15 protein-coding genes and 1 CRISPR repeat array (1 of these 16 running past the window's edge) are annotated in these 14,368 nt (G+C 43.5%); of the genes, 14 read left to right on the top strand and 1 reads right to left on the bottom strand.

Annotated features, from left to right (window positions below; all coding sequences use genetic code 11):
- Window positions 1-99: 99 nt before the first annotated feature.
- The 10 genes from AACQ84_RS15260 (at window position 100) to AACQ84_RS15215 (ending at window position 10,342) form a co-directional block, all read left to right on the top strand.
- Window positions 100-4,236 (top strand): CHAT domain-containing protein, encoded by a 4,137-nt coding sequence (locus AACQ84_RS15260; protein ID WP_012308607.1) that lies wholly within the window; start codon window positions 100-102, stop codon window positions 4,234-4,236.
- 89 nt (window positions 4,237-4,325) lie between these two features.
- Window positions 4,326-4,622 (top strand): type II toxin-antitoxin system TacA family antitoxin, encoded by a 297-nt coding sequence (locus AACQ84_RS15255; protein WP_012308606.1) that lies wholly within the window; start codon window positions 4,326-4,328, stop codon window positions 4,620-4,622.
- Window positions 4,612-5,115: a GNAT family N-acetyltransferase gene (locus AACQ84_RS15250; RefSeq protein ID WP_012308605.1), complete on the top strand. Its 504-nt coding sequence runs from the start codon at window positions 4,612-4,614 to the stop codon at window positions 5,113-5,115. Before AACQ84_RS15255 ends, AACQ84_RS15250 begins: the two co-directional genes overlap by 11 nt.
- A 167-nt stretch (window positions 5,116-5,282) precedes the next feature.
- On the top strand, window positions 5,283-5,735 hold the full coding sequence (locus AACQ84_RS15245; protein ID WP_012308604.1) for a hypothetical protein: 453 nt from the start codon (window positions 5,283-5,285) through the stop codon (window positions 5,733-5,735).
- A 110-nt stretch (window positions 5,736-5,845) separates the two neighbouring features.
- Window positions 5,846-6,436: a hypothetical protein gene (locus AACQ84_RS15240; protein WP_049761775.1), complete on the top strand. Its 591-nt coding sequence runs from the start codon at window positions 5,846-5,848 to the stop codon at window positions 6,434-6,436.
- Between the two features lie 35 nt (window positions 6,437-6,471).
- Entirely contained in the window at window positions 6,472-6,867 is a 396-nt protein-coding gene (locus AACQ84_RS15235) for a hypothetical protein (protein WP_012308602.1), read from the top strand.
- Between the two features lie 65 nt (window positions 6,868-6,932).
- Window positions 6,933-7,106 (top strand): hypothetical protein, encoded by a 174-nt coding sequence (locus tag AACQ84_RS15230; RefSeq protein WP_156785487.1) that lies wholly within the window; start codon window positions 6,933-6,935, stop codon window positions 7,104-7,106.
- Window positions 7,107-7,289: 183 nt separating this feature from the next.
- The gene (locus AACQ84_RS15225) at window positions 7,290-8,441 is read left to right on the top strand and encodes a hypothetical protein (protein ID WP_012308601.1); all 1,152 of its coding nucleotides are present in this window, start codon (window positions 7,290-7,292) and stop codon (window positions 8,439-8,441) included.
- Window positions 8,442-8,466: 25 nt separating this feature from the next.
- A complete protein-coding gene (locus tag AACQ84_RS15220) occupies window positions 8,467-9,156 on the top strand; it encodes a hypothetical protein (protein ID WP_012308600.1) in 690 nt (229 codons plus the stop codon).
- 4 nt (window positions 9,157-9,160) lie between these two features.
- Window positions 9,161-10,342 carry a pentapeptide repeat-containing protein gene (locus AACQ84_RS15215; RefSeq protein WP_012308599.1) on the top strand — a complete coding sequence of 394 codons (1,182 nt, stop codon included), beginning with the start codon at window positions 9,161-9,163 and terminating at the stop codon, window positions 10,340-10,342.
- 255 nt (window positions 10,343-10,597) lie between these two features.
- Here AACQ84_RS15215 and AACQ84_RS15210 read toward each other — a convergent pair whose 3' ends face one another.
- On the bottom strand, window positions 10,598-11,824 hold the full coding sequence (locus AACQ84_RS15210; protein WP_012308598.1) for a helix-turn-helix transcriptional regulator: 1,227 nt from the start codon (window positions 11,822-11,824) through the stop codon (window positions 10,598-10,600).
- Between the two features lie 319 nt (window positions 11,825-12,143).
- On the opposite strand from AACQ84_RS15210, the gene AACQ84_RS15205 reads away from it, so the two are divergent.
- The 4 genes from AACQ84_RS15205 to cas2 all read left to right on the top strand — a co-directional run bounded on the left by AACQ84_RS15205 (window position 12,144) and on the right by cas2 (window position 14,129).
- Window positions 12,144-12,341 (top strand): hypothetical protein, encoded by a 198-nt coding sequence (locus AACQ84_RS15205; RefSeq protein ID WP_041444094.1) that lies wholly within the window; start codon window positions 12,144-12,146, stop codon window positions 12,339-12,341.
- A gap of 230 nt (window positions 12,342-12,571) precedes the next feature.
- Complete coding sequence (gene csx18, locus AACQ84_RS15200) at window positions 12,572-12,868, top strand: CRISPR-associated protein Csx18 (protein WP_012308597.1); 297 nt, start codon at window positions 12,572-12,574, stop codon at window positions 12,866-12,868.
- Window positions 12,865-13,851 (top strand): CRISPR-associated endonuclease Cas1, encoded by a 987-nt coding sequence (gene cas1 / locus AACQ84_RS15195; RefSeq protein WP_012308596.1) that lies wholly within the window; start codon window positions 12,865-12,867, stop codon window positions 13,849-13,851. The genes csx18 and cas1 overlap by 4 nt, the downstream gene beginning before the upstream one ends.
- Window positions 13,848-14,129: a CRISPR-associated endonuclease Cas2 gene (gene cas2, locus AACQ84_RS15190; RefSeq protein ID WP_041444093.1), complete on the top strand. Its 282-nt coding sequence runs from the start codon at window positions 13,848-13,850 to the stop codon at window positions 14,127-14,129. The genes cas1 and cas2 overlap by 4 nt, the downstream gene beginning before the upstream one ends.
- Before the next feature lie 178 nt (window positions 14,130-14,307).
- Window positions 14,308-14,368: direct repeats of the CRISPR family, unit length 36 nt; unit sequence GTTTCTCTTCACCTGAGAAGCAAATAGATTGGAAAC; it runs 6,711 nt beyond the window's last position.

The following is a 14,368-nucleotide window of genomic DNA, read 5'->3' as shown; positions in this document are numbered from 1 at the left end:
AAAGCTTTAGAGCTGTAGCCGAGCTTCATTAAACTGGAAAATGCTGTATATTTCATAAATTAAGTAATCTAAAAAAATCATAAAGTCATAAACTTTATTATGCAAATTCTTCCTCATTCTAAAGATAGCAATCAACTTTCAAAATATTTAGAAGAATGTAGACAATTTTTAGATACCAACAAACAAGATAAGGCTATTGAAACTTATAAAAGCCTTCTTAAAAAATACTCTAAAATAAAGAGTCCTAAAGAATGGGTTATTGTTACGCTAAATTTAGCAAAAGCATATCGGGACTATGCTTCAGTTGAAAGAAAACATAAAAGTATTGAGAAAGCAATTGGACTTCTCAAAAAATCTCTTGAAGTCTCAGAAAAGAATAATCTAATTTATACATGGGAAGTTGAATATGAGCTGGGTATTTCCTTTGATCTAAGAATTAAAGGTTTTCCAAAAAAAAATACAGAAATTTCCACGAAGCATTTCGAAAAATCACTTCAGTTTATAGCTGATAAAACTTACATCGAGAAACACGAAAAGATAGCAGCCATTAAGTATAGAATTAGTCGTGCATATTTAAAACAGCTTAATTTAGGTGAAAAAATTGATCTAGATCAAACTATTAGTCATCTAAGTCAAGCTCAGTTCTTTTATAAAAAGAAGTTTTCTGGTCGACTAGATAGTAAAGAGTATTTAATTAAAGTAGGTATTATCAAGTCTTTAGGAGATGCTTACTTGGCTAAAGGCGACCATGAAATAAAATCTCTAGATAATTCAATTGATTTTTATAAGCAAGCTTTATCATTTCGGGACTACTACAATAACCTAACTGAAATTAATGCTGATACAAAATATAATCTGGGCATTATTTACTCTAAGAAAAAACTTTTTTCAGAAGCAATTAAAAATTTAAGAGACGCTATTATTCTTTATCAAAAAGTCAATGATCAAGAAAGTATGCCTAAAGTTTATGAAAAACTGGGAGATATTTTAGTTGATCAAGACAATCTAAATGAAGCAATTTATTCTTTTGAAAAGAGTATTGAATTTTACCCTAAAAATAAATGCCCAGAAAAAAGAGCTTCTCTACTATTAAAAATCGGCACTATTTACGGCGAACAGTTAGAAGTTAATGTTTTCAATATTAATCAAGGTATAAAAAATATTCTTTATGGAATTAAGTGCTTGCAAAAATCTGCTGAAATTTATAAATCTTTTTTCTTGACATCTGGCTATTTCTTGAGCAGAAAAAACTTATATAAACTTCCTCGCTATGATATCCAAGATAAGATTAAATTGATTCAATTTAAATTAGTGAATGCTTTTAAAAAACTACTTAGTTTATATAGATCTTTTAATTATAATTCTGGCATGGTTTATGCATTTATACAACTGGGCATCTTGCATAAAAATGAAAGACAGGAAGAAGCCATATCTTTTTTTGAGAAGGCTCTAGAATGCTATAGAGAAGATGAAAAAATAGAAAAGAGATTTTACATAGATGCTAAATATAATCTTGGCGAAATTTTATTGAATAGAGTTGTTGGGGAAAGAAAAGAGAATGTGGAGTCTGCTATTCTTCATCTATCTGATGCCCTTAGAAATAATAAATATCTTGGGATTCAAGAAACTGGATACTTAAAAGAACAGCTAGGACTTGCTTATTTTTATAGAATTAAAGGAAACCGAAGTCAAAATATTGAAAAAGCAATTTTTTACTTTTTGAAAGTATTACAAAATCGAGATAAAGAGAGTAATCCTGCTGAGTGCCTAAAGATTATCAATCACTTAGCTAATGCCTATAAAGTTAGAATTAAAGGTGATAAGCAGGAGAATATTGAAAAAGCAATTGAATATTTTGAGTCTGTGCTGGAATCAGATATGAAGACCTATTCTTCTGATTTACAAGCAATGACTTACAATAATCTTGGAATGATTTATACAGAAAGAATTAAAGGACTACGGGAGAAAAATCTAGAAAAATCTGTCGTCTATTTCAAAAAGACCCTATTAGTGTATACAAAGAGTCGCTTCCCACAAAAATGGGCTCGTACTTATAATAATTTAGGTACTGTATATTTACAGCGTATTGCTGGTAGTCAGGAGAAAAATATTGAGAAAGCAATTGAATATTTCAAGAGAGCATTGAGTGTTCAAAGTAAGGATAAATTTCCTGAACAATGGGCAATGGTTTGCTGTAATTTAGGTATTGCATTTTCCAAGAGAATTAAAGGATATAGGAAGAGAAATCTCGAGATTGCTATCGACTACTGTAAAAAAGCTCTGGAAATTCGTGATAAAAATGCTTTTCCTGAAAAGTGGGCAGCGACTAATCAGTATCTTGGTAGCTTTTATAGAGAGAGAATACTGGGTACAAAAGAAGAAAATACTCAATTGGCGATCGCCCACTTTAAAAATGCTTTAGAAATTTGTCAACGGGAACTTTTTCCTCAAAAATTTCAGGCAATTAATGCATTCTTAGGCGATGTATTTTTTGAGCAGCAAGATTGGTTGATGGCGAGCAATTGTTATCAAGAATCTATTGAAGCATTAGAGCTTCTTAGGAGTCAGGCTTTTGATGAAGAAAGGCGGCAGAGTATTATTGCTGATTCAATCAATATTTATCATAATTTAGTAAAGTCTAATATCGAAACTTTTAATTATCAGAGAGCTCTAGTGAATTCTGAACGTAGCCGCAGCCGTAGATTAGTTGATTTAATCTCTAGCAATGACCTTTACACCCAAGAAGTTTTATCGCCAAAAATTAATAATCTTTTATCAAAATATTATGAGCTTGAGCAAGAGCTTTATCAGCTCCGACAAGAAGATCGAGAAACAAGTGATATGCGTAACTGTGTTCTTCGAGATTATTCAGATTATGTAAAGCCTCTTGTAGAAGATCCCCACAAACTAGAAGAGCAAAAGCAAAAAATATGGCAGAAAATCAGAAAAGAAGATCCATTAATTGCGCAGCAAATCCAAGTTGAAACTATTAGTTATGAAGAAATTATTAAGCTGATACCAGATAATGAAACAGCAATGCTTAGCTTTTATAACACTGGTGATCAGACATATATTTTTATTTTACGATCAATACACAAAAAGACAAATGTTTCTCTTCATAATTCCCCCGAATTAAGCTTATCCAAGTTAGAAGAAATTTTCGACAAAAAATGGTTGACTCTGTACCAAAAAGACAAAGAAAACTGGTCAACAAATTTAACATCCAATCTTAAAGATATTTCTAAAAAGCTTAACTTAGACAAATTGGTTGATAACTACCTTTCTGGAATCAAAGAGTTAGTGATTATCCCGCATTTGGGTTTCCATCATATTCCATTTGCTGCCCTTCCTTTAAATCCAGATTTTGCCATTGCTACTGAGGTTAGTATTGCGTTAGATAATTCCCGATTAAAAATTAAGGATTCTACAAAAGTTACAACCAATCAAAGTTTATTATCTCAAATGTGTTTAGGAGATTTGTTCAGAATTCGAGTTATACCGAGCTTTCAAATTCTTAAACATTGTGCTGAGCGTCCTAGTATTGAGCATCCAACCTATGGTGTAGTAGAAAATGCTACTGAAGACCTTAAATTTCCTGCTTTAGAAGTTAAGAGCTTAAAAAAATATCATAAAATTGCTCCTAAAAATCATCTTAAGGGAAAGAATCAAGCGACAGTCAAAAATTATAGAGCTCTCTTAAAGAGAGTAGAAAATGTTCACTCATCTCATCATGCTGCTTCAAATTTAAGTAATCCGCAGAATTCTGCTTTGAAACTGGGGGATGGTTATTTTACTTTGGGAAGTTTAATGCTCAACCGCTATCCAAATCTGAACCATGTGTTCCTCTCTTGCTGTGAAACTAACCTAGGTAAACCAAATCTCACTGACGATCTTCTGACCTTGGGGACAGGCTTTCTCTGTGCTGGAGCGCGAACAGTGATTTCTTCTCTCTGGGCGGTAGATGATTTAGCAACGGCCATTTTTACAAGTTATTATTATGAACTGCTCGGTGAAACAAACAAACCGTCATTAGCTTTGCAAAAAGCCCAACAGCGTTTACGGCGGGTAACGTGGGAGCAGTTATATCAAGATTTTCCGGACTTAAAAACTGTCATTGATCAACAAAAAAAAGAAGGAGTACGTAGTCAGGGTTTAAGTGCTTGGTCTCAGAACATGACCCAATATCCTTTTTCAGCTCCCTATTACTGGAGTGGTTTTATCTGTCAGGGGGTGTAGTAACCCTTGAGCTGAGGGACTATCAATCGACATACGGCAAATTGCCGGATATAGTCGAAGTAGATGCCCCAGTTTGTTAATAGATTCCCATGGACTCAGCCCCTAAAACCAAGCACTTCGCTCGCTTAGAGGCTCGCCTCAGCCCTGAAGTTAAAGCCCTCATGCAAAAAGCAGCTGACCTCGAAGGGCGATCGCTGACTGATTTTGTCGTGACCAGTGCCCAGGCGGCGGCCTATGCAGTGATTGAACGCCATCACACCCTAAAACTAACCCTAGAAGACAGTGAAGCTCTTGTCGAAACCTTATTACAGCCACCGGAGCCGAATACAGCTCTCCAACAAGCGGTAATCCGTTACCAAGAAAAAATAGTAGCCCATGGTGCTTAGAATTCAGCCTCTGGACAAACGAGTCCACCAGCGCGGGGATTTTTCTTGCGGTGAAGTTTCTTTGGATGCCTATTTGCGAAGGCAAGCTTCCCAGGATCTGAAGAAGCGGGTGGCAACAGTTTTTGTATTGGTGGATGAACCAGATATGGTGGTGCTAGGTTACTATACCCTGTCGGCTTATACAGTTGATGTAGGTGTTCTGGGGGCAGATGTGACCAAGGGTTTACCCCGCTATCCCCTCCTGCCAGCAACCCTATTGGGACACCTGGCGGTGGATCAAGACTACCGTGGTCAAGGTTTTGGGGAGTTTTTATTGATTGATGCTTTACGTCGAGCCTGGGAAGCTTCCCAGTCCGTTGGTTCTTTGGTCGTGGTCGTCGAAGCGTTAAATGAGAGAGCACAGCGTTTTTACCTGAAATATGGCTTTATACCGTTTTTGCAGGCACCATTAAATCTTTATTTGCCAATGAAGTCGATTGAGGCTCTTTTTTGATGATGCTTTGTTTGGCCTGTAGTACCAGGAAACATAGGCGAGACATGAGGATAACGGCGGCTGGTCAATTTAAAGCAAAAAAATTTTTCAGAGATTTTTGGAAAATTTGCATAAAAAAATTTGAGGTAGCGATTTAAAGAGTAGAAGCACAAAACGGAGCCCCTCCCATGGATGACAAACACCAAGATCTCCTCGAACAACTCGCCGCCCTTAAGGAAGCTGCCAAAGCAAGACCCAACAACCTAGAAATTCAAGCGGGCATTGAAATCCTAGAACAGTTACTCAAGGAACGCCGTGCCCTCCAAGAAAAATCCCAACAGGAGCGGGAGCGGCGACAACAACTCTGTAGCCAGCTATGTGAATACCGCGAGAATTATCAAATCCAGGCTGAAGATCTCAAAGCTACTTACCAAGAAATGAACTGCTCCATCCAAGAAAAACAACAGATTATTGCTAGGCGTAATCAACTCCGAGGCGAACTAGAGGCTATCGAAAGCACTGTTCATGAAGCCGTTGCCCAGGTTAAGGCCAGCAACTCCCTGCGACAAAAATTCAAAATCCTCTGGGATTTCCTCCAGGTCGTTTTCTTTGATGAGTCATCAGTTATTTCCCCCTCTTAATCAAGATCAAGCGAACGACTGGCTCCTAAACTCCCCAGGAAACGCGAACAATGCCACTGACGACTCCATTAGCCTCGACACCTTTTGTAAACTCTAGCCCTGTAACAACCATGGACGGACAAGAAAACTTTGAAGAACTCATTAAACGACTCTATGAGATGGCCAGAGAAAATCCTGACGATGAAGATCTCCAAGCAATCGTCGAATTGATTAAATTTTTGCGCCGCTCCCGAGGCAGTTTGCAAAGCTGGAATCACCGTTACCGCAGCGATATCACCAATCTCCAAGATGAAGTGAATGACCAAATGCTCACCAACGAATCTTTGCAACAGGATTTGCTGCGTGCCCAACAGGAGATGCAACAATTGGCCTTAGAAAAACAACGGCTGGCCCAAGAACGAGAAAAGATTCGTGCCGAATTAAAAGAAATTGACCGGGAAGTCAAAGTTGCGGCAGCTAAAGTGCGCTCTAGTAAAAGTTTGTATGGCAAATTCTCCATCGTTTGGAATTTTCTCCAGTCCACCTTTTTCTCCGATGACCCCCAAGATTTTGGCAAAATCGAACCCGGTAACGATGATGATCCCGATATTCCCCCCAGCGCCGGTCCCGTTGATCCCAATCCGAACCCAAATAGTGGTGGCGATAAACCCTGGATGAGCTCTAGTAGAGCCGATATCCAACGCGATCTGCTAGACCGCTAATTATTTATTCCTTGTCCAAATTCCCGTAATACTTTATGTCACGCTTTAGCAAACTCATTGACCAACTCGAAGACTTAGACCAACAGGATTTGCGTAATACCGCTAAGGTTTTTGCGATTACCGCTGAACTCTATGAACGTCTGCAGCAGGTCGTTGAGGCTCAAAAAGAGCCCCCCCCGGCACAAATTCCTGGCAACCAGATTAGCGAAGACTTTCTCAAGGAACGCTATGGCAGCTACAACGAAGCTTACAAAGCTTACCAACAGACCTATCACATTAAATGTAGCCGCGGTTGGAAACACCTGTTACCCCAGGTGAAGGATCTACCAATGCCCCAGACCCAGACAGAACGGATCGAGCAACTCGAAACAACCGTGCAAACCTTATCTGAGATTGTGATGAACCTTGTTCCGCCGCCGGGTTCTTCTTGACCAGGGTCTGAGTGCAATCAAAAGATTGCCAATCAACTTATTAGAAAATATCAGGAGTAATCATCATGTCTCTCTGGACACGCCGCCAACCCTGTCCAAGCTGTGACCGCTCTGGCACAGGCCGAATTAAATGCAGTAATTGTCAGACCGTGGGTTGCACCAATGGCAATTGTGAAATCGGTGGTTTGAATCGCTGGTGTCCCATTTGTCGCAAAGAAACCCGAAAAATTCATCTCTAGTAAAACGCTGCTCTCGTCCGTCAACACACCCATCCATCAATTTTTTGGCCCTCCCCTACCCATTCAGGTGGAGGCCATTTTTTTTTGCCCAAAGCTAGATTGCATAAACCGTCCAGGTGATGTCGATATAAATACCAGGGGAACAAAAACCCCAACCGCCCCCATTATTACGATCGCCTCCCTATGCAAACACCAATTCCCCAGACCTATTCCTCAAAACTACGCTTCGATGCCTTGCCCAGTAGCGCAGATGTACCCTCCTCTTTGCAAGTCGCCCGTAAAACAACTCTTTTTCTCCTGAAATGTGCCTTTGTTTGTCATCCTAAGGATCTCCATGGGACGGCCATTGTCACCAAAGAAGTCAAACAGCGGGCCCGCTTGAATGCTAGCCTCATCACAATTTCTAGCTTGATTAATACCATTGGTATCACCCCATTTATTCTTATTGCCCTGAGTGGCTTCGGCATTGGGACAATTCCCGCCGCTGCCGTTGTCCTCGGTGGGCTTAATGCCGCCTCTAACCACTGCGGGGCGATCGCCGCCAGACATGCCCCAGGCTATCGCGCCAACGCCTGGTGTGGCCTCAGTGGGTTTTTGATGCTTAATACCCTCCTGACTGTTTTTACGGGCCCTGGCATTGTTCTATTTACGAACAAACCGGCTGTCCAGCAGCAGTTGGCAAGCACCATTATCGAAGAACAACGAGAGCGTCTCGACGTATTAAAGCCAGCAGGCGAACTAGATGACCTAAAAACCCAAATTAATGAAGCTCAGACGACCCTCCAGCAAATTGTTATGGAAGAAGGAGAGGTAGCTTCCCGAGAAAATCCCGAATGGCAACGACTTTACCTGAGTCTCTATGGCACCTACGAGGAGCGCGATACCGACTGGACGACGGTAAAAACCCTAAATCTCCCCCTCACCCAAAAACTCGAACGCCTTGAAACAGAAAATTTAGCTGACTATAACGCCGCCAAGACTGACCTAGATGAACGCCTCAGCCGTCGCACCCAATATGGCAATGATGTGCAATTTCTCCAATCAGAAATGCCCGACCACTTTAGCAGCAATTTTCAGCCCGACCAGGAACTAAAATCTCCTGCTGATGGAGTGGGAATCGCCACTGAACTCTTTACCACGGATCTAAAGGCTGGTCGCTTTGAACGCCTCGCTTTTCCAATGCTGATGGCCGGCATCTCCATTGCCTTAAGTGCCACGGCCTGTGTCCTAACCTATACCTTTTCCCGGAGCCCCGCCGTCCAAGATAGCTTCGACCCCCAGAAAAAAGCGTTAGTCCGGAAGGCGATTCAGATGCTCCGTCAACGTTCCCAGTAAGCCCTATCCCGAGAAGATTAAACCAATGACTCCCTCCTATCCCACGCAGTCTAGCCCAGGCCCCAATTCAGCTTTGCTTGATCATATTGAAGCGACCGGTGAAGTGGACGAATGCCCAGAACTGGCACTACTCGTTGCGGAGTTGATGCAACAGGAAGCCGAACCAGGTGATTGTCCCGAAATAACATCAATCGATCCAGCAGCGATCGCCACCTATGAACAGGAACTATCGATCCAAGGGACAGCCCTGAAAAACCACTGTCGGCAGCTATACCAAGCCCTTTCGACAATCGAAACGACCCCAGAAGCATCATTCACCGGAGCACCCGCTGAAATCCAAGACCACATCGAACAAATTCAGCAGGTGATCATGCCCATTATGAATTTGAGCTATCGCTATCGAGGACTACTTCAAACGAGTGATCGCCGAGACGGCATTACCCACTGTTATTACACACGTGGTCTCAGCTACTGCACTCACTTCATTGCCCAAAAGGCCAGCGTCGCCGCGCTTACTGCAGAATTTAATACCACGCTCCGGCCGACCGTGCTTTTGGACCGGATCTACCGCTATCTTGAGCAATTGCCCAGTCTCCATGCCGCCCTGACCAATCGACTCCTGCAAACCCTGTGGGCAGAAGTCCCCAGCGAAGCTGAATCAGTTCCCCTGTCTTTTGCGCAGGCCAGCGAGTCCCTAAACCAAGAGGAAGTTTAAACCCATGAAACGTTTTGTTCGTACCGTTATCCAAGGCCTTGATACTCTGATCTTCTGGCACCGCACCGCTCCTTTCCGCCCGACTTTCTCCAAAGAACGTCTCAACAATGCCCAGTTTAAACAAGCCATCCAAGGCGATCGCCGTGATTTTAGCCGTGTGGTTTTTGTGGGGGTCGACTTTAGCCAATATTCCCTCCAGGGATTTGTGTTCTACCAGGCTGATTTTCGCCTGTCGAATTTATCTGCCCCAGGAACTAACCTAGCCGGTGCTGAGTTAACAGGAGCTCTTTTGCAGAACGTGAATTTAGCCGGCGCAAATCTGGAGAATGCCATTCTGTGCCATGCCAATCTCGAGGGTGCTAACCTTGCCAACTGTAACCTTAAAGATGCGAATCTAACTGCCGCTAACCTAAGCAATGCCCTCTTAAATCAAGCCCAGCTCACGGGGGCGATTCTTGTCCAAGCCAAGGCCCAAGGCGCGAATTTAAAAGAAATCCAGGGCCAGGGCCTCAATGCCCATGGTGCCGATTTACGAGGCGTGAATTTAAGCCAAAGTATTCTTAATGCGGCGGTGTTTAGCCAGGCACAATTGGGGGCAGCGAATATTGCCCATAGTCAATTGCAAAATAGCAATTTTGCCAAAATCCAGGCCCCTCAACTTAATGGCGTCGGCTGCGATTTATCAGGGGCTGAATTGCAAGAAGCCAACTTGCAAGGGGCCAATCTTCAGGATGCCATTTTACAGCGCACCATGTTGCAGCAGTCCAATTTAGCAGGGAGCCAGTGGGCCCGGGCCGATTTAACCAACGCTACACTCAACAGAGCGAACCTCAGTGGTTGTGTTTTTGATAATTCCAATTTAAACGGCGCAAATCTCGCAAAGGCCGCTATGAAAGAAGCCAACTTAAACCATGCCTACTGCGCGGGGATTAATGCTGCGGGTGCGAACTTAGCCGGGAGTAATCTTGCAAATGCAGACTTGCGAGATGCCAATCTTCAGGGGGCAAATTTGAGCCGTGTTAACTGTGCCTGGGCGGATTTACGGGGCGCAAATTTGTTGGGGATCCAAAGTACTGACTTGAATTTAGAAAATGCTGATTTAACGGAGGCTAGCATCTCTGGCCTAGACAATATAGCGGCAATGACCTGGCTACCAAAAGAATATAGCGTTAAAAACTCTGAATAAGTAAGACACAAATCTACTTTATCTGCTACGGGTAACTGTTTTCTCAAGAAGAACTAAGAGGCTATTTATAAAGTAAATGAATTCCTTAATTTGACCCGTTCGACTGAGCGTTTGACGACTCGACTGCCTTTGACTCGAGCTCAGGCCGAGAGTAGCTCGCCGAAGTCTCATGTCGAAGCCTAAATCCCCCAAAATGGGGGACTTTCATTCCATTGATTGCCTAAAAATTTCCCCCAGACTGGGGGCCGGGGGGCTTTATAAATCAGCTCTAACGTCGTGTTTTTTATGTGTCGATGTCTCCAGTTCGTAGCGCTTTAAAATTTTCTGGGCTTGCTGATAATGTTGTTTGATCAAGAAATCCGGTGTCAAAATCTGGATATTGTGCCCATATCTCCTCAACCACTGCATAAATTCAGGGATGGATCGCCGGGGTAATGTCACTGAGTAGTCAATATATTTAGGTTGATAACCCCTAGACGCTTTTGGGCCTTTGCGGATCTGTTGGCTGGGGTGTCGCTGTTCTGCTTCTAGGGCGATCATGGCAGCACCATCAAAAAAGCGTACTTTGACGGGAATCAACTCAGCGGTGCCTTGCAGTTCAGCCTGTTGCTCTTCTGCTGTCCCTAACCGGAGGCCCCACCCTTGTTCTAGGAGTTGATGGGCGATCGCCAATCGTTCCCGCTGTTTATTTAAACCACGCCCTTGGGGATCAATAATTCTGAAATGTTCCGCAAACCGGTTGAGGCGACCAACCACCAGACATCCGGTTTGACAGTCCTCGTAGAGGAGATACCAGGCGACATGATAAAAAATCAGTTGCAAGGGCCAGACCTGCTGCAATCCCAGATATTTTTCTGTGTAGGGGGAGCTATGGCGACTAATTTCAATTTTTTGTCCTTTCCAGATCGCGGCTTCAAGGTCTGGTAGATGATGAAATAGCGTGTGTCGGTATTCGCCCTGGGCCATCATCAGCTCTGGGTCGGTCTGATTAACAGGATGATTGAGATTTTGACGGATTGGATAGGTGGGGTCTAGGTCTTTAAAATCAAAGCCCCGCAGATAACGTTGGATCTTTTCTAAGGCTTGACGGTAGCGAAAATCTCCCAAATCGTGGGCGATCGCCCCCATACCGTTGAGCGCTAATTGAAGATCCGCCGCACTAAAGACTCCCGTCCCTAGGTAGTAGCCCCAGCGATACATCCGATTTTCAAGCACTCCATATTGCCGCAAAAAGCTAAAGTCCTTACGAATGGTCGCGAGGGAAGGATAATTTGGTTTACAGTCAATGTTTAATTCGCGGGCGATCGCCTGCCATTTTTCTTGCACAGCAGCTAAGGCATTATGGTGCCCTGCCCGATGACCCATGCCATCAACATCTGGACACCCCACCCCTGGAAAACGGATTAAGGCCGTTATTAAAATGAGTAGGCGCTCGAAACTTTTTTGGTCAGAGTAAGGATGGGCTTTAGATACTTTCGGCATGATCTTGACCTAGGACTAAAAGGTTATCTGAGAAGTATCTAAGTGTTTTTAATAAGCTCCCTACTAAATCCCCCCATTTTTGGGGATTTCATTCGCTCGACATCTGAGCAGTTCCCCCCAACTTGGGGGGCGAGGGGGGCTTTTTAGACATCTTCTAACCCACTATTTCTTCTATTGTCTACTAAAAGAAACTATTGCAACATTCCTTCTATTGATTCTTAATCAAGTGAAAAGTTCTGTTCAACGATATTGTCTTTTTCGTGATTGTGCTTGCTGACATTTGATTCAATAGAGTTTGTCTACAGTAAGGGGGATCACCATGAATAATTCGGAATGGATCAAAGTATGTTTAGCCATCATCATTATTGGTGGAGGATTTGGCGCTGCGGCGACGATCGCCGAAAACAATCAAGTTTGCCGTTATGATCGGTGCTACATAGACGGCGGCGCGAAGATGCTGGGTCGATTCTTAATTGTCGGATCTTTCGGGATCGCCATGAATATCCTGCGCTCCTAAATTAGTTAACTTTTTGACTTAAAGGCTATTTGTAAAATAAATAAATTACTTAATTTGCCCCGTTCGGCTGAGCGTTTGACGACTCGACTGAGCTCGCTGAAGTCTCACGTCGAAGCCTAAATCTCCTCACTAAAGCTCCGGAAAATGGGGGACTTTGATGACCGAAAATCTCCCCCAGACTGGGGGCCGGGGGGCTTGATCAATCAGCTCTTAGTTTGGAGTTTGAAGCGATGTATCTTTCTTCACGCGGTATTGTTGTTCGGAATTTGGCGGCGGCTCTTATTAATGGTGCCATTACCCTGGTGATTCTTTTGATTGCGCCTCTGGGTTTAGCGGCAGTGATCATGAATACTTTTTTGGTGGGTCTGTCTACATTTTTGGTTTGTAGTGCCATGGATCTTGTCAGTGCTTGGCTACTGGGAGGCGCTACACCACCCCAATCCCTGGGTGCCACGCGTCGAGGAGATCTGACCCAAACCCATCGCCAAAAAGATATTTATCCTTATCGCGATCGCCACGACCAATGAGAACGCTCTATGTGTCAGAGCAGGGTTGTTATGTGCGTCTACGGCAGGAATATCTTACTGTGTGGCGCAAGCAGGATTGTTTAACTGAAATTCAGTTGCCCCAACTTGAGCAGGTGTTGATTTTTGGGAAATCTCAGCTCTCAACCCAAGCGATCCGGGCCTGTTTATGGCGGGATATTCCCATTGTCTTCTTATCTCGAATGGGATTCTGTTACGGTCGCATCATGGCCCTAGAGCGGGGTTATCGTCATTTATCGCGTTATCAGCAAGCTCTCGCGCCAGTGGATAAGTTGACCGTCGCCCGTGCGATCGCCGGGGCCAAGCTTCAGAACAGTCGAGTTATCCTCCAGCGGCAACAGCGTAAACGGCCTCTGGAACCTGTGGCCTTTGCTATTGAGACCTTGGGTTATTTACGCCATCAGATCTCCATGGCTAATTCTGTGGAACGGATTATGGGCTTAGAAGGGGCAGCGGCAGCGAGTTATTTCAATGCTTTGGGTTATTGTCTACGCAATGAGGCTTTTCCTTTTATAGGGCGATCGCGGCGGCCACCACTAAATCCAGTCAATGCTTTACTCAGTTTTGGCTATCAAGTGTTATGGAACCATCTATTTACGCTCATCGAAATTCGTGGTCTAGACCCCTATCAAGGCTGTTTGCACCAGGGTTCAGAACGCCACGGGGCTTTGGTTTCGGATCTCATCGAAGAGTTCCGCGCTCCCCTTGTGGATAGTCTGGTTTTGTATCTCGTGAATAAAAACATCATTAAACCGGAGCATTTTATCTATCGGGATGGGGGCTGTTTTCTCAACCAAGGGGGACGCAAGGTTTATCTTTCGGCTTTTGTGCAGCAGATGGAAACGACTATTTCCCTAGAAGATCGCCAGGAACCGCGCTGGCATCTGTTGACGCGCCAGGTACGCGCTTTCCAAAATTTTGTCTACCGTCCGGTATTAGGTTATGCTCCCTACGAAATCCGCTGATGTTTTATCTGGTGGCCTATGACATTAGTGATGATAAGCGTCGCAAAAAGATCGCGGATCTAATGGAAGGTTATGGGGTACGTGTTCAATATTCTGTGTTTGAGTGTCATTTATCGCCCAAAAAGTATAAAGAGTTGAAAAAACGACTTTCGCGTTATTACAAAGAGGATCAAGGGGACAGTTTGCGGTTTTATCCGATTTCGAGTCATACTCTCTCTCAGGTGGAAATTTGGGGGTCACCTTCTCTGAGCGATCCACCTTCGTCAACGATTATTTAGCGACTGATCTAGAAAATGGCTGAAACAGTATTAACTTCATGTGATTGCTCGAAAGCTTACCTGATAAGGGTTTTAGGGATTTTTTTCTGGCCTTTTCTGTTGGAGCCTGGTAAAATTTTGCTATCGGTCGCAAATGCTCGCTGGAGTTCTCTCCGGACAAGCCTTTGAAAGGCCAGCGGTTTCTCTTCACCTGAGAAGCAAATAGATTGGAAACCCACCTTGCGAACTTCAGAGGGAAT

This window comes from Picosynechococcus sp. PCC 7002 (genome assembly GCF_963860125.1).
Lineage (GTDB): Bacteria > Cyanobacteriota > Cyanobacteriia > Cyanobacteriales > MRBY01 > MRBY01.
The sequence above is the reverse complement of the archived record's forward strand: the minus strand, read 5'-3'. Positions and strand labels throughout refer to the sequence as shown.

Excerpts from the sequence above, each read along its gene's own strand:
- AACQ84_RS15260 (WP_012308607.1), top strand. The coding sequence starts at position 100 with ATGCAAATTCTTCCTCATTCTAAAGATAGCAATCAACTTTCAAAATAT.
- AACQ84_RS15255 (WP_012308606.1), top strand. The coding sequence starts at position 4,326 with ATGGACTCAGCCCCTAAAACCAAGCACTTCGCTCGCTTAGAGGCTCGC.
- AACQ84_RS15250 (WP_012308605.1), top strand. The coding sequence starts at position 4,612 with ATGGTGCTTAGAATTCAGCCTCTGGACAAACGAGTCCACCAGCGCGGG.
- AACQ84_RS15245 (WP_012308604.1), top strand. The coding sequence starts at position 5,283 with ATGGATGACAAACACCAAGATCTCCTCGAACAACTCGCCGCCCTTAAG.
- AACQ84_RS15240 (WP_049761775.1), top strand. The coding sequence starts at position 5,846 with ATGGACGGACAAGAAAACTTTGAAGAACTCATTAAACGACTCTATGAG.
- AACQ84_RS15235 (WP_012308602.1), top strand. The coding sequence starts at position 6,472 with ATGTCACGCTTTAGCAAACTCATTGACCAACTCGAAGACTTAGACCAA.
- AACQ84_RS15230 (WP_156785487.1), top strand. The coding sequence starts at position 6,933 with ATGTCTCTCTGGACACGCCGCCAACCCTGTCCAAGCTGTGACCGCTCT.
- AACQ84_RS15225 (WP_012308601.1), top strand. The coding sequence starts at position 7,290 with ATGCAAACACCAATTCCCCAGACCTATTCCTCAAAACTACGCTTCGAT.
- AACQ84_RS15220 (WP_012308600.1), top strand. The coding sequence starts at position 8,467 with ATGACTCCCTCCTATCCCACGCAGTCTAGCCCAGGCCCCAATTCAGCT.
- AACQ84_RS15215 (WP_012308599.1), top strand. The coding sequence starts at position 9,161 with ATGAAACGTTTTGTTCGTACCGTTATCCAAGGCCTTGATACTCTGATC.
- AACQ84_RS15210 (WP_012308598.1), bottom strand. The coding sequence starts at position 11,824 with ATGCCGAAAGTATCTAAAGCCCATCCTTACTCTGACCAAAAAAGTTTC.
- AACQ84_RS15205 (WP_041444094.1), top strand. The coding sequence starts at position 12,144 with ATGAATAATTCGGAATGGATCAAAGTATGTTTAGCCATCATCATTATT.
- csx18 (WP_012308597.1), top strand. The coding sequence starts at position 12,572 with ATGTATCTTTCTTCACGCGGTATTGTTGTTCGGAATTTGGCGGCGGCT.
- cas1 (WP_012308596.1), top strand. The coding sequence starts at position 12,865 with ATGAGAACGCTCTATGTGTCAGAGCAGGGTTGTTATGTGCGTCTACGG.